The sequence below is a fragment of the Ruegeria sp. CDSA079 genome (genome assembly GCF_059612245.1).
In genome coordinates this window covers 111,771-132,154 of sequence record NZ_JBXWQF010000009.1, presented here as the reverse complement: position 1 = coordinate 132,154, position 20,384 = coordinate 111,771, and the positions used below count along the sequence as shown (strand labels likewise).

Here is a 20,384-nt window from a genome sequence, read left to right as displayed (position 1 = left end):
TTGGTCTCCTTAAATCAGGGCAAGGCTGAGGATCGGGAACTCGATCAGAATGAACAGAACGATCAGCATCACAAAGGCGAAGGGAAGCGCGCCCATAAACACGTCCTTCAGCGAGATGCAGTCATCGTTTATCGTGGATTTGATAACAAAGCAGGATATGCCCAGCGGTGGGGTCAAAAGTCCGATTTCGGCTCCGACCACGGTAATGATCCCAAACCAGATCAGCGACATATCCAGCGCTTCGGCCATAGGCAGGAACAACGGGACAACGATCAGAATGATCGATGCCGTGTCGAGCAATGTTCCGAGAAACAGCATCAACAGCACATAGAGCAGCATGATCGACCAGAAGGATGCGGAATTCCCTGCAAGCATATCCTGCAATTGGTTAGGCAACCCGGCCAGTCCCAACATGCGGCTGTAGATTGACGCCGCTGTGATCAGGAACAGGATAGCCGCTGTGATATGACCGGTTTCCAGCAACGCGTCCCAGAACGCTTTTGGGGACATGGACCTGCGTAGGACAGCGATGATCAAAGCGACGAAGGCTCCGGCTGCTCCCGCCTCGACCGCAGTAAGCCAGCCGGTGTAGATCCCGCCAAGAACGATAGTAATGATGCACAGAGTTGGTAGCGTTTTGGACGCAATCTCGCGCCCGGACATCCATTCGGTATCTGCCACGATGCGGCCACCGACGAACGCCGGTGTGAATCGGCCCATGGCCCAGATCGCGCCAACATAGGCGATCGCCAACATGATCCCGGGAATGACCCCGGCAAGGAACATGTCCCCTACGGATTGTTCAGCAACAAAGGAGTAGATGATCAGCATCGCCGAAGGCGGGATAATCATGCCCAAAACCGAAGACCCAGCCACCACACCAACAGCAAAGCGTGGGTTGTAATCCTGTGCCATCATCTGCGGCACCGAGACTTTGGTGAACACCGATGCTGACGCGATTGATGATCCGGTAACTGCGGCAAAGACGGCGTTGGCTCCGACCGTGGCCATTCCAATCCCGCCTTTGACCTTGCGAAACCGCATGGTCATGACTTCGTAGATGTCCTTGCCTAACCCGGCCTTTGAAACGATGAGCCCCATAAAGGTAAACAGCGGGATAGTCGCGAAACTGTATTCCATCGCGCTATCGCCGACCGCGACTTTCAACAGGTTGAGCGCAAGGGTGAAATTGTCCCGCATCAGCCAGATCGACACAAACGAGACGACACCCAGAGCAATGGGAATGTAGACGCCTGCGTAGATCAAAAAGACGATGGCAACGACCGAGATCAGGCCAATCTCAATCGGCGTCATTCTGCGGCCTCGTCATGTTCAGGGGTGCGAATAAGTTGCGGGCGGTCCTGCGCCGTGACGACCTTGAGCAGGAAGATCACGCAGGCAAGCGCAGTACCGCACGCGATGACCAGTTTGACCGGCCACCAGGGCAATGTGAAAAGACCGGGCACTCCGAAGTAGTCCTGCGTCTCCCACATGTGCAGGAATTCGGGAAAGGTCACATAAGCAATCAGGGCCATAAAGATCGCTGAAATCGCGTTGATGATACGCCTCAGGTTGGCCGTCAAGCCGGGGCGACTATGGTGCAGCAGGTTCAAAAACCCGTCCGAACGTGTCAGCCGGTCCACCCTGACCACGTCTGCCAACTGCAGAAAGACGATCATCACGACGGAGAACTGCACCATCTCATAAGTGCCTCGCAGTGGGGCCGAAAACAGGCCACGTGCAATGACGTCGACATTCAGAACAACCACCAACGCAAGAACGACGAGCGTACCCAAAGCATTGGCGGCGATTGCGAGTGAATTGGCGACCCGCGACAGGCCAGCAACTGCGGTCTTCAGCATGAAAGGCCCCTTTCCCGGATCGCCGGACGGTTATTCGGCCGTCCAGTCACGCACTCCGGTGAAACCGGCGTCCTGAAGCTTGCCAAGATAGGCGGCCAATATCGCGTCGCCTTGTTCGCCGTTCTCATTCAGCGTGGCCGCCCATTCCTGAGCAACATTCGGCATGGCGTTTGCCCAGGCGGCGCGGTCTTCGTCCGAAACTTCGACAATCGTCCCACCAGCTTCGGTATATGCTTCTCTTGAGGCCGCTGCGCGGTCCATAGCGATACCAGCCACGTGATCCCGGTAGTCGATGGCGACGGCCTTCAGAACGTCTTTGACTTCATCTGGCAACTTTGCCCAATAGTCAGAATTCACGGTGATCGTCTTGGAGTTCACGGCACCCAAGTCAGCTTTGAGCATGTAAGGAGCCACTTCGGCGATTTTGAAGGTCTTGGCGGCTTCGGGCCAGAGCATCGCACAATCAACCAGACCAGTTTGGACCATATTGTAAAAGTCCGTCAGCCCACCACGAACGCCAGCTGCGTCTTTGATACCCTCAAGATAACGCAGGTTGAGTCCTGCACCAGCAATCTTGCGCCCTTCCAGGTCCGAGACGGCAGCAACCGGTTTTGAGCAAAAGATCTGATAGGTGTCCAGAACAACACCCGTTGCCAGATAGACCTGGTTCTGCGCGGCGAACTCATTTTGCATCGCCGGATATTCTCGTGCGATTTCGTCCACGGCCTTGGCCACGGCGCGCGCGTCCGTTGCAACGAATGGCGTCGAACCCGAAATACCCTGGCTGGGCAACTTCGAGGAATGGAAGATCGTTGTGACGATGCCTATGTCGCCAAGGCCCAACTGGATCCCTTCCAGAACGCCTTTTGGCTTTACGATTGAACCGCCATAATTCTCTTGCCAGTTCATCTTATAGCTGCCGGACTCGGCCAGCCGTTTGTCCACTTCCGGAATGAAGAAATTGGTGAATTCTTTCACCCACAACGCGCGGTCGGGGTAGCCGTCTATTACAACAGCGGAAATGGTCTCTTCTGCGGCAAGAGGCAAGGCCATGACGCCTGCCAGAGCAGCTCCCATAAGGCTGCGTTTGGTCCAGTTTTTCATTATCTCTCCTCCCAGAAAGTCGGGTCTTTTATTTTTAGTGGTTAGTTTTGACCCAGTTGACGGTCAGGTCAGTGCCTGCCGCTTCAAACAGTTTTGCAATGGCGCAATATTTGGCTGTTTCTTCGCCCACGCGTGTCAGTTCCTCCTGACTGGCGGGCGTCTCACAATTCACGGTGAGCTCAATTTCGGGAAACGGAACATCGATCTCCTCCTCCATCAAGACACCGCGCCGATCCAGCCTGCATTTCGCGTCGATTGTCACCGCACCAAGATCAATACCCAACCGGTGCGCGTTCTTGTGCCCGATGACGTTGGTACAGGCGATCAGGGCCGCCATTGCGGTTTCGGTCGGAGACGGGCCAAGATTTGTTCCGCCCCGTTCGACGGGTTCGTCGACAACCACATCCAGATCGCGAATTGGGATCTCAGTGCGCGCATGTGTCGGGCATTGAGCTGTCGTGCGGTAAGTCACGACAGGTTTCACTTTCATGGCCACGGCATCACCTCCTTATGCATAAGAGCAAACTTTTTCGAACGGAAAGCGCGGCAGCTTTTGGAACAGTCCAGTTTCGTCCGCGTAGCCCAGATTGCAAAGAAAGTTGGACTTGAGTGTCGTACCCGCAAAGAACTCTTCGTCGACGATCTTGTTCGAGAAGCCTGACATGGCACCTACGTCCAACCCGACGGCCCGCGCCGCGATCATGAAGTACGCGCCCTGCAGCGTGCCGTTTCGATATGCAGTATCGGCCACATAATCGGGGTTGTTCTCGAACAGAGGTCGGCGATCTTCATGCGGGAAAAGGAAGGGCAGTTCCTTCCAGAAGTCCAAGTCATAGGCAATGATCGCCGTGACCGGAGCGTCCATCATCTTTGGCACGTTCTTTGGCTTTAGCGACTTGGCAAGCCGCTCTTTGCCCTCGGCGCTTTTCACGAAAATAAAGCGCGCTGGAAGGGTGTTCATGCTGGTCGCGCCGTTGATCGTGATGTCATAGATTTCTTCAAGCAGTTCGTCAGGGACTGGCTGATCGGTCCATGCGTAGTGCGATCTGGAATCGCGCAGGATCAAGGCGATTGCGTCATCCGACAGACGTGGAATGCGCTCGCGCAGATCGCGATGATCTTGCTGCGCCTTGGCACGAAGTGCCTCCAGCTTTGCCCCGGTTGGTGCGCTCATGCTGCTGCCACCTTTGAATTGGCCTCTTTTTCGTCGATGATCGGGCTGGCGCAGATACCGATGCCTTCAATCTCGACCTCGACGGTTTCGCCGGGCTTCAACCAACGGGGATTGGGCCTTTTGGCGTGGCCGACCCCCGGGGGTGTGCCCAGCGCAATCAGGTCTCCGGGCTCCAAAGTGGTGTATTCGGAAATCGTCGCAATGACCTGACGAACGCCCCAAATCATGTTGGCCGTGTTCGAGCTTTGAAGAATTTCATCGCCCACACGGCTTTCGATCTTCAGACCAGATGCCCCTTCGGGCAATTCGTCCGGCGTTACGGTGAAAGGGCCGATGGCGCCTGTGTCATCAAAGTTTTTGCCTGGCGTCCATTGAACGGTTTTGCGCTGATAGTCCCGTAGTGATCCATCGTTGAACACGGTGTAGCCAAAGACATAATCCAACGCGTCTTCTTCCGAGATGTGGCGACCACGTTTTCCGACGATCAGCATAAGCTCGGCTTCATAGTCGAGTTTCTCAGAACAGGCAGGCCGCACCATTGGCTGTCCCGCCGCCATGATCGAGTTTTTCCCACGCATGAACAGCGTCGGATACTCGGGGATGTCATATCCGCCTTCCTTGATGTGGTCCGTATAGTTCAACCCCATACAAATGATTGTGCCGGGCGCGGCCACGGGCAAGGCCGGTGTGATTGACGACAGAGGCATGCTGTCTGCAGCGGCGATTTTGTCAGCCAGCGAGTCGGTCAGCTCAGGCTTGGCTATCAAACCCATCAGATCGGAACCAACGGCAGGATCCAAAACCGTTAAATTCACAGCGTTTTCACCGTTCACAGCAAAAACCGCAGTGCCTTCCGAAGTCTCTCCCACCAGGTATTTCATTTTCACCATCCATGTCAGTTCGCTTGATTTTTGCCGACTATTTTGCCATATGTCAAATAATATCGATATTTTGGAGCATGGTCATGGTTGCTTGGGCAGACTACAAATCAGAAGCGAAAAGCCGTGGCGCACTTGCCTTGGAACTATACGTTGCGCACAGCACGCCGGCCAAAGCACCGGAAGATGTCAAGGCAGCGCTTCAGGATCATTTGGCGTATCAGGCGAAACTGGAACGATCGGGAAAGTTGGCCTTTGCCGGGCCAATGTCGGATGAGACTGGTAAACATATGCAGGGGATGGGCCTGATCATCTATCGCGCCGACAGCCTTGAGGCTGCCCGCAAGCTGGCCGAGAACGACCCCATGCACAAGTGCGGGGCGCGCAGCTTTGTCCTTCGCCGGTGGATGATAAACGAAGGTTCGCTAAACCTTTCAGTTGGCCTATCGACTGGAACGAGTGCTCTCAGTTAAGAGCACCCATAGTTAGCGAATTCTAAGAGGAACGGTCGGATATGGACGCCATGCTGGATACCGAGGGCAAAGAGACATCAGCCACTCACGGTGCATATCGAAGGCTGCGCGATATGATCCTGACAGGCGAATTGCCTCCCGGACAAAAACTCAAGATTGAACAGCTCCGCGGGCTTTTGGACACTGGCGCCAGTCCGGTTCGCGAAGCGCTGAGTCTGTTGACATCAGACATGTTGGTTGAACGGATTGACCAACGCGGGTTTAGGGCTGCGCCAGTGAGCAAGTGTAACTTCGAGGAAATCCTGCTGCTGCGATGCAACCTCGAGGAAACCGCGCTGCGCGCCTCGATCGCCAACGCGGATGCCACATGGGAGGATAGACTTGTATTGCGTCACCACCACATGAAAAAGGCAAGCCAAAATGGGGCGCACGACTTTGAAGACGCTCACAAAGCGTTTCATATGGCTTTGCTGGACAATTCGAAACTGCCGTTGCTGTTACGGTATTGTTCGCAGCTTTACGACCTGAACATTCGCTACCGCTATCTGGCGGCCGGCGGCTCGAGTTACAAAAAACGGGATATCACCGCCGAGCATCAGCAGATTCTGGACGCTGCCTTAGATCACGACGCAGACAGCGCAACCCGGCACTTGATCGATCACTACCGTCGAACAGGTGAGTACCTGAGTAGCCAGATGGAGACCTGAAATGCAGCGCAATACAATCGGAAAGGTCCAAGAGAGCGTGCCATGCGAACGGTATGCGCGCAGGGAATTGGCACCAGCGGCTTCCTAAGGTCAGGACTCATAGCCAGCAAATGATGAGAGTGGCCAGCGCGATTGCTGATAGGAAGACCTTCGGGCATCTGTCATATCGGGTTGCGACACGCCGCCAGTCCTTGAGCCTGCCAAACATGATCTCGATCCGGTTGCGTCGTTTGTAGCGACGCTTGTCGTACTTCACCGGCTTCTTCCTTTGTTTCCGACCTGGGATGCAAGCGGGTATACCTTTGTCTTTCAACGCTTCTCTGAACCAATCGGCGTCATAGCCGCAGTCGCCGAGCAGCCAATCGACATCCGGCAAACTGCTCAGCAACGCCCGTGCCCCGATATAACCGCTGACCTGACCGGCGGTCATAAACAGGTTGAGTGGTCGGCCCTGGCTGTCGCAGATGGCATGAAGCTTCGTGTTCATACCGCCCTTCGTGCGACCAATCAGGCGTCCACGCCCCCATTTTTGACGCCCAAACTGGTCGCTGTTCGATGTGCCTTCAAATAGGTAGCGTCGATCATGACCGTTTTCTGCTCACCGTGTTCGGCGGCCAAACTGGCCATCATCCGGGCGAAGATCCCCTTATCGCTCCAGTGTTTCCAACGGTTGTATAGCGTCTTGTGTGGGCCATATTCAGCGGGTGCATCGCGCCACCGTAAGCCATTGCGATTGATGAGAATGATCCCGCTTAATACGCGCCTGCCATCGACGCGCGGCTTACCGTGGGACTTGGGAAAGAAAGGTGCCAGACGCGCCATCTGGGCGTCACTTAGCCAGAAAAGATCAGACATGTTCACTGCTCGGTTTTCGAGCCGTGAATCACGCAGCTAGCTGGAAATCAATGGGTCCTGACCCAAGGTAAATTGACCCTCTCAAAACCTGTGGCTTGCAAGCATCGCCTCACGAATTTTCCGCCAGGCAGGTCCCACCATCACCTTATAGTTTGCGACAATCAAAGGCCAAATTGTTTCGGGCAACAGCCAACCTACAAACACGCAGAAACTACTTGGCTGATCTTATGGGCCAAAGTCATAGCAGTGGAAAATCGTTGCAGATCAGGTCTATTCTTTGGATGTTAGAAGCGTCGCATGTGCTCATGCTGAGGGTTAGGCCCGGCAGCGCTGCGTGCAAGGCAGAAAATCTATGAGAGACCGGGAAGACATGACGCTTGAGGACCCTTTCACAGACCTCAAAATAGAAACGCAACGGGCTGGGTTTTACAAAGGATATAGCCTGCCAATTGCGCTGGTGAGCAAGTTCTCGGTATCCCTGCTGGTCCTTTGGGCGTTGGTGTGGCCATTATCTGCAAACGACACGTTGCGATCTTGGAAGTCAGGGTTGTTGGCTGAATTCAACACGTTCTACAACCTGTCCGTCGGTCTTTTTGTACTCTTCCTTTTTCTTGTCGCGCTCATTCCTGCAACCGGGCGAATAAGGCTGGGAGCAGAAGGCGAGAAGCCCGAATTCTCGAACTTCTCATGGTTTTCCATGATGTTTGGAGCAGGTTTGGGCGTGGGCCTCATGGTCTATGCAACTGCTGAACCGCTTGGTCTGTGGGAAACCAATCCATTGACCGTTTCTGGGGAAGTCACGCCCAAAAGTGAGGAGGCGATAGAAGGAGCCTACCGCTATACTTTCTTGCACACCGGTTTTCACGCTTGGGCAATATACGTGGTCACAGGTCTAAGCCTTGCCTACTACGCCTTTACCCGCGGCATGCCGCTGACGATCCGAACAGCGCTGACCCCGTTACTTGGCGAATACTCCAACGGTGTTGCCGGACATGTGATCGATATACTCGGGGTCGTGGCAACGATACTCGGCGTTGCGGTCACGATCGGATATGGCGTTTCTCAACTGGTGGATGGCGCGTTTCTGATTACAGGTGCGAATTGGCTTGTGGAAAATGCCGCGACCACAATGAAGCCTTCGACCACTGGGCTCATCGCAGCGCTTGCACTGGTTATGATAATGTCGACACTCTCTGCCGTCTCTGGTGTAGGGCGCGGCGTCAAATACCTGTCGAACATTAACCTCTTGTTGTCTCTGGTTTTGCTGGCCGTTTTCATTGTTTTTGGATCGTTTTCATTTGCCGCGACAACATACGCTACGGCGTTGATCGACTATATCCAAAACTTCATTCCGTTGAGCTTTCAAGCCTATCGCCCGATATCGGAAGCCGAGTTTGCGTCGGTATTACCGGCAGAGGCGGCACCTTTCATCGGAGAGTTATTCACAGGCGTGACAGATGCCTGGGGAACGAAAGCGGCATTTCTTGACGGGTTGAGCACCAATGCCGCCGATCTTTCCGACGCGACCAAGGACGCGGCTTACGATGCAGGCACACAAGGGCGCTTGTTTGAGTGGCAAGCTGGATGGACAACCTTTTACTGGGCTTGGTGGATCGCGTTTTCGCCCTTTGTGGGTCTTTTTCTGGCGCGGATCTCTAAAGGACGAACCGTGCGCGAATTTATTCTTGGCGCGGTCATTGCCCCATCCTTGGTTTGCTTCGCCTGGATGGCCATTCTGGGTGGAGCCGCCATTGACTTGGAGTTGAATGGGGATGCCAATGGGTCAATCCTTGCCGCTTCGACAACATCCACACTGTTTGTCACGCTGGGCGAAATGATCTCGGGCGACTTTCTCACGGTTATGAGCGTCATGTGTGTGCTGTTAACAATGACATTCCTTGTTACATCCGCCGACTCCGGCATCCTTGTGATGAACACGATCATGTCTGGTGGCTCTGAGGACACCGGCTTGCTTCATCGCATCATCTGGGGCGTCCTGCTGACGCTTGTCATTGGAACGTTGCTGATTGCGGGTGGAGGTGGGCTAGAGGCTTTGACCAATTCGATGATCATCGGTGCACTTCCGTTCAGCGTTGTTTTGCTGCTTATGTGCGTATCTCTGGCCAAAGCAATGATAAACGACCTGCGTCGAATGAACCACGAGGCGCAGTCGGACACGCCGACGGGTTCATGATTGCCCACGGGTAGTTCCAAGTCCTTCAGTTATCTTCAACCATGGACGGACTGGGTGCTAAAGTGCGCCGGAAACATTGACCGCAAAACAAACAGGCAGAGGTTCAAGGCCTCATCGGGAATGAAGGTATCTGAATGCAAATGGTAATCCGTCCAAAGCCCTTCCAGCATTGCGGTTAATGCGTCTGTTGCAAGTTTGGCATCGACGTCTTCGTACTCACCTTCGCTCTTTAATTGCTCCAACAGCTCCAGGATCACCGCTCGGAAGCCTTTGTCCCGTGAGTCGATGAATGGAAATATGTGTGGGTTCGAAAGCGCTTCTGCTCGAAACGAAAACCAGATCGCAACGTCCCTCGAGTTAAGGACCAAAGGATCGAAGTCCGCTTTTATGATAGAAATCAGCTTTTCAGCGGCGTCTAACTCTGGATTGTTTGCGATTGCCTTCCACTGCCCTGCATAGCGCGCCGCCAACTCCTCTGCTACCGCAAGAAGAAGGTTCTCCTTGGAGCCAAAGTGCAGGTTCACCATTCCCCGCGACAATCCTGACAGTTCCTGGATTCTTGCCGAGGTCGTCCCCCGAATTCCGAATGTATAGATAGCATCCGCAGCCGCTTGGATCAGCTGCTTCCGGTTCTGCAACTTACTCAGATCCCGGGCATTAGTTGGGATATTTGGCTCGACAGTAATCTCGTCATCCTTCGCTGGGGTGCTCTCTCTGACTTCTCGCATCTAGTGGAATGAAAGTCCAAGGATTGACATTGAATGAATGATTGTTCATTTTGTGATTTATGTTACACAAAGGTGCCGAATGACCCTTTTGAATTCAAGCTTTCAGTCCATACGTGATTGGGACAACGAACACTTCCTGCACCCGTGGGAAGGGATGTCTTGTCTGGGTGAAAATGAACGGACGTTTGCTGAAAGCGGGTTTGGCATTCACGTTGTGACAGAGGATGGAAAGCGCCTGATAGACGGGCCTGCCGGCATGTGGTGCGTTCAATTGGGCTATGGCAACACTGAGATTGCCGATGCGATGGCCCAACAGGCAAGGGAGATGGCGTATTTTTCTCCCTTCAACAATGCAAATTCGGCTCCGGCTCGTTTAGCGTACGAGATCGCCAAGAGAACGCCAGGCGACCTGAACCATGTGTTCTTTACGACCGGCGGGTCGACGGCGGTGGACAGTGCACTTCGCTTCGTCCAGTTCCGCAACAACTTGCTGGGAAAACCTGAAAAGAAAATCGTGATTTCGCGGCAGAAGGCCTATCACGGATCGACTTACCTGGCGGCCTCGGTATCCGGAAAAGAGCGGGACAAAGGATGGCTGGACCAGGCCTCTCACCTGACGCGTTTCCTTCCGAACGTGAACCCGTATACACGTCGCCCCGGACAGACGGTCGAAAATTTCCTGGACGAAAAAATCGCGGATCTGGAGAACATGATCCTGCAAACTGGAGAAGACAAGGTGGCTGCTTTCATCGCTGAACCGATCCTGTGTTCGGGTGGCGTTATCGTGCCTCCGCAGGGGTATCATCAGCGTTGCCTGGAAATCTGCCGGAAGTACGATGTCCTATATATTTCAGACGAGGTCGTAACCGGGTTCGGTCGGTTGGGCCATTGGTTTGCGTCCGAAGACGTCTTTGGGATTCAACCGGACATCATCACCTGTGCCAAAGGAATGACGTCTGGATATGTACCTATGGGGGCCTGCATCATCTCTGACCGGCTGATTGCAGATGTGAGCGGTGAAAACGCGCAGGACGCAACATTTTCAAACGGCTTCACCTATTCGGGCCACCCGGTGAGTGCGGCAGCTGGGTTGAAGACGATCGAAATCATGGAACGCGACGGCGTTCTGGAGCATGTCCGCGCGATCACACCGCTATTCGAAGAGCGCCTTCAAAACCTGGCAGCGCTGCCGCTGGTAGGTGACGCCCGCGGTATGGGTCTGGTTGGTTGCGTTGAATGCGTTGCGGACGCCCAGGCAGACAACCTTTTGGACCTGGATAAGTCCGTCGGTGCACTGATTGACAGGCATTGTCAGGAGAACGGGCTGATCTTGCGGCCGATCATCAACATGAGTGTGTTTTCCCCACCGCTGATCATCACAGAAGACGAGTTGAACCAGATGTTTGACATACTTGAAACAGGCATCCGGCTGGCGACCGACGACCTGACGCGCGAGGGTGCGTTCAGGACCTAGGCATTGCAACAATGCTGCGTCGCAAACTTGCACGTTGCGACGCCTTTCCTATGCTCCGCAGCACTTACCCAGCGCGCATCACCTCAAGGGGCAATTTGATTGGGAACTTCGACCGAACCTCTTCATCTACCTTACTACCAAAGTAGTTCGGGTAATGATTGGATAGGATATCGTCCACTACTGACCGGCTCCGCTCGAACAGGTCCTGACGACCGGCTTTCTCCCAGGTATCGGTCAGTTCCCTATCCATCAGGGTCGGATAGACAAACTCGGTTTCCATGTATTGCAAGGTCTGCGCGTTGCCGAGGAAGTGACCGGGATCAATTGCACATTCGTGGATAACATCGACCGAAAGCGTATCGTCGCTCACCTCGATCCCCCGCAGCGTTCGCGAGATCATGCCCGCAGCCTCGTTATCGATGACCATCGACTCAAAGCTACAGCCCATCAGGCTGCCAAGCATCCCGCCAAATTCACAGAGCCTGTTGGCCCCTGCATGGGCAGCCAAAGCGAAGGTCAACGCCTTTTCCAAACCGTATTGCGCATCGGGAATCTTGGAATCTGTCATGCCACAGCCGACACTGGTCGGCAGTTTGTAGAAATTGCCCATCTGAATGGCTGCAGCCGAGATCAAAGCCTGCTCGCCACTTCCGCCCGTAAATGATCCTGTGCGCAGATCGGTGATGAAGGGCCAGGCCGCGAAAACCACCGGAGTGCCCGGATTGATCAAATTGGCAATGGCGACACACGACAGCGTCTCGGCCACAGCTTGCGCCAAAGTGCCGGCCAGCGGCGCAGGCGATGTCGCCCCGGCTTGCGGCGGAACTGCAAGATCGCAGACAAGCCCCATTTTCGCCGTATCGATCAGGATTTCCAGGTTTTCCCGTCCAAACCGAAGCGGGGATACGATGGGGCAGCCGCCAAAAATGACCGAGGGCTTTTCAAGGAACTTGCCCTCTCCGCCTGATGCCAGATCGAATAAATGGATCGCGTCTTGAATGTGTTCGCGGGTTCTGAAGGTCAGGCAAGATGGTTTCTCGCTACCTGCCAGAATGGCGTAGAGCATGCTCATGTCATGCTCGTAGTCCTGCGGGACATCCGTTGCCAGAACCGTATCACCCGTCATGTGAATGTTGTCGAGCCGGTCCACCAAACGGGTGAAGTCGTAAATGTCCTTGAGGGTCGATGGCCTGTAACTCCGCGTTTCCGCGTCGAACGTTGTCACCGCAGTGCCGGAGTTTGCGTAATACACTTTGTCCTTGGTGCAGTGCATGTCGTCCTTACCAGCACGCGAACCGCGCGCATGGACATAGAACTCGTTTGCCGCCGTGGCCAACAGGTCTTCCATCAACGACCGAGCAAAGCACAGCCTGCCATGCTCGTTCACCGTCGCCCCTTTGGGCAACACGAGATCAAGAACTTCCGGCGTGGGGTCCCCTACCCCAGTTCTTTCCAGAATGGTGAGTGCAGCCTCGTGAATGCGCACCATATCGGCGTCTGACAGCGGTTTGTATCGCCCACCCGGGATACCGGGCCAGATTGCCTGCGAGGCGGCGTTGCTGGTTCGCACTGCCGCTCGTGCTTCACGCCCGCCCCCGCGCCGTCTTGACCTGCGCTGCGTTAACTCTGTCATAGTCTTTCTCCGAATTTTGCGCGTCTCAGATCATGCTGAAGTAATTGCGATAGAAGCCGGGAATGCTCCATTCCATCTCGGACAGCGGCCCCGGCTCGAAGCGGTAAGAGTTCACGCCTTCCTGATTGTGTCGGATGATCCGTTCGTCATCGAGCGACGTCACATGCCAGAGCCACGTCAGGGCATCCTTGTCATAGTCGCGACCCTCTTCAGCGTCGCCGCGTACGTACCAAACGATCTGAATATCCGTTTCTTGAAGAGCACGCGGGACGAACCGATACCCAACCACATGATCCGCGTAGACGAGGAAATAGTTGAGCGTCCCGATCCCTAAATCTGTAGCGCCACCGTCATGGCCCTTTAGCTTTCCCAAAGGCGGGGCCAACGGCACGCCATCTTTGCTGCCTGTCAAATAGCCCGGGAAGAGCGGGTAGCGCCGCCAATAGACATCTGCGCCCGGTGCGACCGCGTTTTCACCGGTCAGGTCAAGCTCTTCGGTGGGTACTCCGGCTTCGTCCATCCGCTCATGAAGTGCCCCGCTGAACTCCAGAACCTGAGCGGGGTCTTTCAGGGAATGACTGCGTGAGTAATCCTGATGGGACGGAGCGCAGTGATAGCATTCCAGATAATTCTCCAAAGCCAGTTTCCAGTTTGCAGGAACCGGGTATGACGCCTCATGCGCGACCTTCAGGTTTTCGAAATCGAAAGGCAGTGAAAGCGGGGCCAGCTTTTCCAACGCAGCGTCCAGCGGTTGGGCGTCTTCTGCTACGCAGACAAAAATCAGACCTTGGAAGATCTTTACCTGAACCGGGAACAACCCATATCGGCTTGGGTCGAAATCCGAACCCATGGACCGCCCGTTTCGCAGTTTACCGTTCAAGTCAAAGGTCCACGCGTGATAGGGACAGATGAAATTGCGCGCCTTGCCTTTCTGTTCAGTGCAAACACGCGATCCTCGGTGACGGCAAACGTTCAGATGCGCGCGAACTTCACCCTCGCGATCCCGAACAATGATCACGGACTCGGGCCCGTAGTCGAACAGAAAATAGTCACCGGGTTCTGCGACCTGACTGACATGGCCGACCCAGATCCAGTTGTTGTTCCAGAACGTACTGATATCGTTCTCGTATACTGCCTGAGATGTATAGAAGTGACGTGGCAAGGCGAAACCTTCCCGCTGCACTTCCATCAAGTCGCGCATTACTTGTAAGTCATCTTTTGGCATAGCGCACCTCACACAGGTTCAAGGGAAACGAGTTCGCGGCGGAAAAATTCACGGTCGATATCGCCCGCATCGCGCTCGAAGTTTCGGGCAGCCATGTGACCCGAGTATACAGCGTCCGCAATCAAGCCTGGGTTTGCAGCATCACCGATCAATTCCAACGTATTCAGCGGACTGGCGGTCAAACCGCAAAGCTCATCGTAAAGTATGGTGTCTCGCATTCGTTGCGTCACTAACACAACGGAACTGCATTCAATGGATCGTTCTCGCCCAGTGTAGACGCAGTGCAATTTCGCCTGACCTGGCGCAAAGCTGGCCAAGGTCTGCGACAACGCCAGATGAACGCCCTTTTCCAGCAGGCTGCGTTGCACTTTGGTCTGTTCCAACGTCAGCTCTGTGAAGGGCGAGACCATCGAGGCCGGGGTTGCAAATACGACCTGTCGCCCGGCTTGAGCTAAGTGTTCCGCCAGCACCCCGCCTAGATAGGCCTGATCATCATCGTAGACCAAAATCGGACCGTCCCCTGGTACTTCCCCTGACATGATGTCGTCGGGAGTAAAAACCTGAGAGCCCGCGCCCATTGATACGCCATGGAATGCAGATTTTCCTCGGCCATCCCGCCGCCATGATGCGCCAGTTGCCAGAAAGACGTTCGGAATGCCCAGTTCGACAACTTCATTTGCCGAAAGACGGCTGTCGGTGAACAGTTGAACGTTCCCGCGTTGTTGCAGGTCATAGATCCTGTGATCGGTCACGCGTTTCCAGGCGGATAGCCCGGTCAGGCTGGATTCTTGCAAAACGCGACCGCCAAGCTCTTGCTTCGCTTCGGCAAGGGTTACCTCATAGCCCCGACGAGCCAACTGCATGGCGCATTCCAGCCCCGCGGGACCACTGCCAACTACGAGCGCAGATTCTTCTTTTCCCCGGCGTTCTATGACCTCAGGATGCCATTTCCGACGCCACTCTTCGCCCATCGTCGGGTTTTGGGTGCACCGGATGGGGACACCCAGAGTATCGGAAGAAACGCAGATATTACAGCCGATGCATTCTCGGATTTCTTCGATGCGCCCTTCCCTGATCTTGTTGGGAAGAAAGGGATCGGCGATGGATGGTCGTGCCGCGCCGATAAAGTCAAGGATGCCCTTCCCGACCAATGACACCATCAAATCCGGAGAAGTCAGACGCCCGACGCCCACAACAGGCTTGGATGTCACCTGTTTAACGAATTCGATGTATGAGGTTTGAAAACCGTCCCGGGGCTCAAACCGGGTCGTCGCAGAGTCGTTGCTCCAATCCGCGACGTTCACGTCCCATAGATCTGGCAGCTCTGCCAGCAATTCGACAACGGCACGTCCCTCTTCGTGCGCCTGCATCCCGTCCGGCCCGAGCATTTCATCGACTGCAAACCGAAGGGCTATTGCACATTCATCTCCGACTTCTTCTCTGGTCTCTTCCAGAAGTTCTCGGGTAAGCCGCACTCGGTTCTCTAACGAACCGCCGTATTCATCGGTCCGATCATTGAACTGCGGCAGCAGAAAGTGGTGCGGCAGGGTCATGTGATGCCCGGCATAAACATACACAATATCAAAACCAGCCTCGCGCGAACGTCGCGCCGCGGCGCGGTGCCATTTGCGGAACTCGCGAATGTCTGACTTGTCCATCGCCCGAGCCTGCTTTGGATATGCGGCCTGCAAGGCGAGCTCTGACGGGGCCAGCAAGGGGGCTCGGCTCAGGTGGTTTTGCGCATGGTGACCGTTATGCGCCAGTTCAATCGCCGCTAAAGACCCCTTGCTATGCACTGCCTCTGTCATTAGGCGCAGCGCCGGAATATCCCGCTCGTCCCACAGCCGGTTCTCGGCATAAGGGGACAGGTCTGAAGTCGGGTGTATTTCTGTCTCTTGATTGGACACAACAGCCCAACCACCTTCGGCCTTCATCGCCCGCATGGCGGCTTCTGCCTGCGGTCTTAAGTGCCCCAGACCGTTACAGTGGGGAACCTGATAGAACCGGTTTCGGGCCGTCACTGGCCCAATCTGAACCGGCTCGAAGAGAACAGAATATCCGCCAGCGCCTGACATTACCGCGCATCCTCCAGAAAATTGGAAATAGTTTCGTGGGAATGGCAGGGTTTTTTAAGTTCCCGACATTCCCCCGTTGTGTCGCTGAGGTGCCCTTAGAAGCCCGCCTTGATGCGTTCGAACTCCTTCAGCATCTTGGATTCCAGCTCGGGGTTAACCGCATCAAAGAACAGGCTGCCTTCAAAGAAGCTGTCCACGTCCGAGAACCCATAGGTATCGATCAGTTCCGGATCAGCTTGGGCGAACGCGTCCTCGTTGGCATGGGCGTAACCCCAGCTTTCGATGATGTACTTGCCGCTGGCGGCAGAGCTGAGTGCGTTCAGCATGTCATATACCTGCTCATCCGACTGCTTGGCAGATTTCAGATGCACATAACCGCAGACCCAGGTTGCGATGCCCTTGTCGACATCACGCATCATGACAGCCGGGGTTTCGTTCCAGATCAAGTTCAGTTCCGATTGGTTCCAACCCCAACCCATTGTCACTTCTCCACTGGCAATAGCTTGATCCAGCTGGCCCGCGTCTGACCAGTAGAAGCGCACATTCGGATGAATCGCGCGCAAGTAGTCCGCCGCCTTCTGGAATTCCTCGTCGCTCATATCGGTATAGCTGGAGGCACCGGTTGCCAGCGCCGCCATGGCAAAGGCACTGGAGGCGGCGTCTGGGATGGCAACCTTGCCCTGGTAGGCGGGATCCGCCAGCAGTTGCAACGAAACATCATCCGCCGAAATCATATCCGTGCGGTAGATCAGGCCGGTATTGCCCCACTCAAACGGCACCATGTAGGTTTGCCCGTCGATCGTGATGCCATCGACCTCTTTGATCTTGGGCATCAGTTTGTCCCAGTTCTCCAGCTTGCTGGTGTCGATCGGCTTGATCATGTCCGCCGCCACCCATTTTCTCAGGGCGTCCGTGCAGGGGTGGGCCAGATCAGCTTCAAATCCGGATTGAAGCTTGGTGAACGCTTCGTCTACGCTACCGAAATAGGTATAGCTGGGCGGACCGCCGTACTTTTCGACATAGTCGCCGAAAAAGCCCTGATCCTCATATCCGGACCAGTCAAAAACGGTTAGATCAGCCGCATTGGCCAGAGCTTGGCTGGCAGCAAAGGTGGCAACCACCGCTGCCATAAGTGATGATGTTTTAGTCATTTGTCTCCTCCCAAAGATTCACGTTTACCCAGATCAATCACCGAGGCGCTTTGAACGCCAAGCCAGACGGTATCCCCGCGGCTGTGATCGACTGTGTGAAAGTAGTTCGGCACTGCGACGGCGATGCTTTCGGGCAGTCCGTCGATACGCACATAGTAGTGGACGCTCTCACCATAGAAGGCGACGTCCGACACCTCGCCCTGAACACAAGCGTCGTAGCCTTCTGGCTTTTCTGCGCTGATCTCCAATTGCTCGGGCCGAACGCCGACCAGCAGTTCCTTGTCATGCACCTGAACGTTTGGATTCACCCCGATCGTCATCTGCCCGAACCCCTGAACAGTAACCTCCAGCGTTTCAGAATTCTCAGCCATTACCTCGGCATCCAGAAAGTTCATTCCGCCAATGAAAGAGGCCACTTCCCGGTTGCAGGGTTGGGAATACAGAACCTCGGGCTTGTCGACCTGTTTCAGCTGGCCGGCGAACATTACGCCGATCCGATCAGACATGGTCATCGCCTCGTACTGATCATGCGTGACCATGACGAAGGTAATGCCCAGCTTTTGCTGCAGACGGCGCATTTCTAGCTGCATCGCTTCACGCAGGTTCTTGTCCAGCGCGGAAAGTGGCTCATCCAACAACAGCACCTTCGGCCGCATGACCAGCGCGCGGGCGAGAGCCACGCGCTGACGCTGACCGCCCGACAACTCATTGGCCTTGCGATCCTGCAAGCCGCCGAGCTCCACCATCTCGAGAGCTTCAGCAACGCGGTCCTTGATTTCCTTGCGTGACAGCTTTGACTTGCGCAATCCGAACCCAACGTTGTCACCCACATTCAGGTGCGGAAAGATCGCATAACTTTGGAACACCATATTGGTGGGCCGCTTATTGGCAGGCACTTCTCCCATTGTCCGACCGTCAATCCGGACTTCACCCTCTTCGTGATCCTGAAAGCCAGCAATGATGCGCAAAGCTGTTGTCTTTCCGCAGCCTGAAGGCCCAAGCAGCGAAAAGAACTCACCCTCTTTCAAGGTCAGGTTCAGATCGGATACAGCCACAAAGGAGCCAAAGCGTTTTTCAACGCCCTGAATTTCGATGATGATCTGTTCGCTCATCTTGTTCGTTTCCTTTGGCTTCAATCCGAGGATTGGGTGGAACGGCGGCGGAAATATTCGGCGATCAACAGAAGCAGGACCGAGGACATCAAAAGCAGCGATCCCAGTGCCAGCGTGTTAGGCAATTTTGCCGGGAAGCGGATCTGGCTCCAGATATAGACCGGCAGCGTCGGGCTGTTGCCGGACAGGAAGAAGGCCAGCACGAACTCGTCAAAGGACACGGTGAATGTGACCAGAAGGCTCGCGACGATGCCCGGCGCAACAATGGGCAGAGTGACGCGCCGAAACGTTCCCACAACGCTTTCGCCAAGGTCAAAGGCGGCTTCTTCCAGAGACTGATCGAAATCGTCAAAGGCGGACTTCATGATCGACACGGAAAAAGGCAGCGCCACAAACACATGCCCAAGGATCACTGTTGTCAGCGATGGTTTCAGTCCGACGCTGATGAAAAGAACCAGCATCGAACTGGCAACGATGATGCCGGGGATGACTAGCGGAAGCATCACGAGGCCCTCGGACAACTCGCGCCCGGTGAATCGGTAACGAACATAGGCGCGTGCTGCGAACAGACCTAAAGACGTTGCCATCAGGGCAGTCACGCTGCCGACGATCAAAGAGTTCACCATCGCCTGCAGCAGCGTGTCCTGCTGACCCAACTGTGCGTACCATTTCAACGTGAACCCTTTTAGCGGGAAAGCCACGATGGTTCCGTCGTTGAACGAAAACAACGGCAAAAGTAAAACCGGCAGGTAGAGAAACACCAGATAGGCGATCACATAAACCAGCAACCATGGGATCCGAATAGCCTTGGTCATCTGATCCTCCGCCCCAGAGCGGTGACGACCACCACAAACAAGATTGCGACGCAAGCGACCGAAAGCATGGCCAGCAGAGACAGTGTTGCACCCAACGGCCAGTTATTAGCGGCGCCAAATTGCACCTGAATGAGGTTGGCAACCATTTTACCCTGCGACCCACCAACCAAAGCCGGTGTCACGTAGTCGCCCACTGTAGGGATGAAAATGATCAGACAGGCCGCAATGATCCCCGGCACTGTCAGAGGTAAAGTCACGCGGACAAACCTTTCGAGTTTGCTGCAGCCAAGGTCGGTTGCTGCCTCCAACAGGCTACGATCGATCTTTTGCAGCGACACATATATCGGCAGGATCGCAAATGGCGCCCAGGCGTGCGCAAGCGTTAGTACAACGGCGAACTCGTTGTAGAGCAGGAATGTCAGAGGTTCCTGTATCAGTCCTAGCGATATCAAAGCAGAGTTCATTACTCCATTGAAGCCAAGGATCAGTTTCCAGCTGAACACCCGCAACAGGTAGCTGCTCCAAAATGGAATGGTGATCAGCAACAGCCAAAGGGTCTTCTTTTTTGTCCGAAATGCGATGAAATAGGCGACCGGATAGGCCAGACAAACCGTTGCCAGTGTCACCGCCCCTGCAATCGCCACCGATCTGATTATCAAATGACGAACCAAGGGGTCAGTGAACGCCTCTTGGTAATTCGCCCACGTAAGTGTTCGGTCAATCTCGACATATGTCTGGGTCCAAAAGCTGTATGCGACCAGAATGCACAGCGGCACAGCAACAAGCAGACCGACATAGAGCGTCGCAGGCGCGCTCAGTATTAGGCCCTTGCCCGTGTCACTTCGTAAGACTCCAGCCATGCTTCCCTGCAGAACTTTGCTTTTGGTGGCGCGACGACAGCCATCACAAAATGGACAATCGTCC

At 54.9% G+C, this 20,384-nt stretch carries 19 protein-coding genes; 4 read left to right on the top strand and 15 right to left on the bottom strand.

The features are described 5' to 3' along the window. Nucleotides 1–9: 9 nt before the first annotated feature. From AC2FJZ_RS11995 to AC2FJZ_RS11970, 6 genes are read right to left on the bottom strand one after another with little or no spacing between them, the layout of a single operon-like run. Entirely contained in the window at nt 10–1,314 is a 1,305-nt protein-coding gene (locus AC2FJZ_RS11995; RefSeq protein ID WP_496777759.1) for a TRAP transporter large permease, read from the bottom strand. Beyond that, nucleotides 1,311–1,862, bottom strand: coding sequence for a TRAP transporter small permease subunit (locus AC2FJZ_RS11990; RefSeq protein ID WP_496777757.1), 552 nt, complete (start codon nt 1,860–1,862; stop codon nt 1,311–1,313). The genes AC2FJZ_RS11995 and AC2FJZ_RS11990 overlap by 4 nt, the downstream gene beginning before the upstream one ends. A 30-nt stretch (nt 1,863–1,892) precedes the next feature. Continuing rightward, the gene (locus AC2FJZ_RS11985) at nt 1,893–2,966 is read right to left on the bottom strand and encodes a C4-dicarboxylate TRAP transporter substrate-binding protein (RefSeq protein ID WP_496777756.1); all 1,074 of its coding nucleotides are present in this window, start codon (nt 2,964–2,966) and stop codon (nt 1,893–1,895) included. Nucleotides 2,967–3,000: 34 nt separating this feature from the next. Then, nucleotides 3,001–3,456 (bottom strand): OsmC family protein, encoded by a 456-nt coding sequence (locus AC2FJZ_RS11980; protein ID WP_050605366.1) that lies wholly within the window; start codon nt 3,454–3,456, stop codon nt 3,001–3,003. Nucleotides 3,457–3,474: 18 nt separating this feature from the next. Next, nucleotides 3,475–4,140, bottom strand: a complete 666-nt coding sequence (locus AC2FJZ_RS11975; protein WP_083445344.1) for a malonic semialdehyde reductase — start codon at nt 4,138–4,140, stop codon at nt 3,475–3,477. Further along, nucleotides 4,137–5,021, bottom strand: coding sequence for a fumarylacetoacetate hydrolase family protein (locus tag AC2FJZ_RS11970; protein WP_496777755.1), 885 nt, complete (start codon nt 5,019–5,021; stop codon nt 4,137–4,139). The genes AC2FJZ_RS11975 and AC2FJZ_RS11970 overlap by 4 nt, the downstream gene beginning before the upstream one ends. An 83-nt stretch (nt 5,022–5,104) precedes the next feature. On the opposite strand from AC2FJZ_RS11970, the gene AC2FJZ_RS11965 reads away from it, so the two are divergent. After that, entirely contained in the window at nt 5,105–5,491 is a 387-nt protein-coding gene (locus tag AC2FJZ_RS11965) for a YciI family protein (protein ID WP_496777753.1), read from the top strand. A gap of 50 nt (nt 5,492–5,541) precedes the next feature. Continuing rightward, entirely contained in the window at nt 5,542–6,198 is a 657-nt protein-coding gene (locus tag AC2FJZ_RS11960) for a GntR family transcriptional regulator (protein ID WP_496777752.1), read from the top strand. 97 nt (nt 6,199–6,295) lie between these two features. Here the strand turns inward: AC2FJZ_RS11960 and AC2FJZ_RS11955 are convergent. Continuing rightward, nucleotides 6,296–7,053 (bottom strand): IS5 family transposase gene (locus AC2FJZ_RS11955; protein WP_496777751.1). Its coding sequence is split into 2 segments (ribosomal slippage): nt 6,296–6,717 and nt 6,717–7,053, totalling 759 coding nucleotides; the frame shifts between segments, so codons are not numbered across the junction. A 370-nt stretch (nt 7,054–7,423) separates the two neighbouring features. Here AC2FJZ_RS11955 and AC2FJZ_RS11950 point away from each other — a divergent pair. After that, nucleotides 7,424–9,247 carry a BCCT family transporter gene (locus AC2FJZ_RS11950; RefSeq protein ID WP_496777810.1) on the top strand — a complete coding sequence of 608 codons (1,824 nt, stop codon included), beginning with the start codon at nt 7,424–7,426 and terminating at the stop codon, nt 9,245–9,247. Nucleotides 9,248–9,282: 35 nt separating this feature from the next. Here the strand turns inward: AC2FJZ_RS11950 and AC2FJZ_RS11945 are convergent, their stop codons facing one another. Next, complete coding sequence (locus AC2FJZ_RS11945; protein ID WP_496672796.1) at nt 9,283–9,975, bottom strand: TetR/AcrR family transcriptional regulator; 693 nt, start codon at nt 9,973–9,975, stop codon at nt 9,283–9,285. A gap of 79 nt (nt 9,976–10,054) precedes the next feature. Here AC2FJZ_RS11945 and AC2FJZ_RS11940 point away from each other — a divergent pair, with 79 nt between their 5' ends. After that, nucleotides 10,055–11,449, top strand: coding sequence for an aminotransferase (locus AC2FJZ_RS11940; RefSeq protein WP_496777749.1), 1,395 nt, complete (start codon nt 10,055–10,057; stop codon nt 11,447–11,449). A 64-nt stretch (nt 11,450–11,513) separates the two neighbouring features. On the opposite strand, the gene AC2FJZ_RS11935 is transcribed toward AC2FJZ_RS11940, so the two are convergent. The 7 genes from AC2FJZ_RS11935 to AC2FJZ_RS11905 form a co-directional block, all read right to left on the bottom strand. After that, nucleotides 11,514–13,082, bottom strand: a complete 1,569-nt coding sequence (locus AC2FJZ_RS11935; protein ID WP_496777748.1) for a trimethylamine methyltransferase family protein — start codon at nt 13,080–13,082, stop codon at nt 11,514–11,516. A 25-nt stretch (nt 13,083–13,107) separates the two neighbouring features. Continuing rightward, the gene (locus AC2FJZ_RS11930; RefSeq protein ID WP_496777746.1) at nt 13,108–14,307 is read right to left on the bottom strand and encodes an aromatic ring-hydroxylating oxygenase subunit alpha; all 1,200 of its coding nucleotides are present in this window, start codon (nt 14,305–14,307) and stop codon (nt 13,108–13,110) included. Between the two features lie 8 nt (nt 14,308–14,315). Further along, on the bottom strand, nt 14,316–16,382 hold the full coding sequence (locus AC2FJZ_RS11925) for an oxidoreductase (RefSeq protein ID WP_496777745.1): 2,067 nt from the start codon (nt 16,380–16,382) through the stop codon (nt 14,316–14,318). A 95-nt stretch (nt 16,383–16,477) separates the two neighbouring features. After that, nucleotides 16,478–17,533: an extracellular solute-binding protein gene (locus AC2FJZ_RS11920; protein ID WP_496777744.1), complete on the bottom strand. Its 1,056-nt coding sequence runs from the start codon at nt 17,531–17,533 to the stop codon at nt 16,478–16,480. Continuing rightward, nucleotides 17,530–18,645, bottom strand: a complete 1,116-nt coding sequence (locus AC2FJZ_RS11915; RefSeq protein ID WP_496777742.1) for an ABC transporter ATP-binding protein — start codon at nt 18,643–18,645, stop codon at nt 17,530–17,532. The genes AC2FJZ_RS11920 and AC2FJZ_RS11915 overlap by 4 nt, the downstream gene beginning before the upstream one ends. Nucleotides 18,646–18,665: 20 nt before the next feature. Continuing rightward, on the bottom strand, nt 18,666–19,460 hold the full coding sequence (locus AC2FJZ_RS11910) for an ABC transporter permease (protein ID WP_496777740.1): 795 nt from the start codon (nt 19,458–19,460) through the stop codon (nt 18,666–18,668). Next, entirely contained in the window at nt 19,457–20,320 is an 864-nt protein-coding gene (locus tag AC2FJZ_RS11905; RefSeq protein ID WP_496672776.1) for an ABC transporter permease, read from the bottom strand. Before AC2FJZ_RS11905 ends, AC2FJZ_RS11910 begins: the two co-directional genes overlap by 4 nt. Nucleotides 20,321–20,384 lie beyond the last annotated feature (64 nt).

Bases quoted from the DNA above. Each gene is read 5' to 3' on its own strand.
- AC2FJZ_RS11995 (WP_496777759.1), bottom strand. From the start codon at position 1,314: ATGACGCCGATTGAGATTGGCCTGATCTCGGTCGTTGCCATCGTCTTT.
- AC2FJZ_RS11990 (WP_496777757.1), bottom strand. From the start codon at position 1,862: ATGCTGAAGACCGCAGTTGCTGGCCTGTCGCGGGTCGCCAATTCACTC.
- AC2FJZ_RS11985 (WP_496777756.1), bottom strand. From the start codon at position 2,966: ATGAAAAACTGGACCAAACGCAGCCTTATGGGAGCTGCTCTGGCAGGC.
- AC2FJZ_RS11980 (WP_050605366.1), bottom strand. From the start codon at position 3,456: ATGAAAGTGAAACCTGTCGTGACTTACCGCACGACAGCTCAATGCCCG.
- AC2FJZ_RS11975 (WP_083445344.1), bottom strand. From the start codon at position 4,140: ATGAGCGCACCAACCGGGGCAAAGCTGGAGGCACTTCGTGCCAAGGCG.
- AC2FJZ_RS11970 (WP_496777755.1), bottom strand. From the start codon at position 5,021: ATGAAATACCTGGTGGGAGAGACTTCGGAAGGCACTGCGGTTTTTGCT.
- AC2FJZ_RS11965 (WP_496777753.1), top strand. From the start codon at position 5,105: ATGGTTGCTTGGGCAGACTACAAATCAGAAGCGAAAAGCCGTGGCGCA.
- AC2FJZ_RS11960 (WP_496777752.1), top strand. From the start codon at position 5,542: ATGCTGGATACCGAGGGCAAAGAGACATCAGCCACTCACGGTGCATAT.
- AC2FJZ_RS11950 (WP_496777810.1), top strand. From the start codon at position 7,424: ATGACGCTTGAGGACCCTTTCACAGACCTCAAAATAGAAACGCAACGG.
- AC2FJZ_RS11945 (WP_496672796.1), bottom strand. From the start codon at position 9,975: ATGCGAGAAGTCAGAGAGAGCACCCCAGCGAAGGATGACGAGATTACT.
- AC2FJZ_RS11940 (WP_496777749.1), top strand. From the start codon at position 10,055: ATGACCCTTTTGAATTCAAGCTTTCAGTCCATACGTGATTGGGACAAC.
- AC2FJZ_RS11935 (WP_496777748.1), bottom strand. From the start codon at position 13,082: ATGACAGAGTTAACGCAGCGCAGGTCAAGACGGCGCGGGGGCGGGCGT.
- AC2FJZ_RS11930 (WP_496777746.1), bottom strand. From the start codon at position 14,307: ATGCCAAAAGATGACTTACAAGTAATGCGCGACTTGATGGAAGTGCAG.
- AC2FJZ_RS11925 (WP_496777745.1), bottom strand. From the start codon at position 16,382: ATGTCAGGCGCTGGCGGATATTCTGTTCTCTTCGAGCCGGTTCAGATT.
- AC2FJZ_RS11920 (WP_496777744.1), bottom strand. From the start codon at position 17,533: ATGACTAAAACATCATCACTTATGGCAGCGGTGGTTGCCACCTTTGCT.
- AC2FJZ_RS11915 (WP_496777742.1), bottom strand. From the start codon at position 18,645: ATGAGCGAACAGATCATCATCGAAATTCAGGGCGTTGAAAAACGCTTT.
- AC2FJZ_RS11910 (WP_496777740.1), bottom strand. From the start codon at position 19,460: ATGACCAAGGCTATTCGGATCCCATGGTTGCTGGTTTATGTGATCGCC.
- AC2FJZ_RS11905 (WP_496672776.1), bottom strand. From the start codon at position 20,320: ATGGCTGGAGTCTTACGAAGTGACACGGGCAAGGGCCTAATACTGAGC.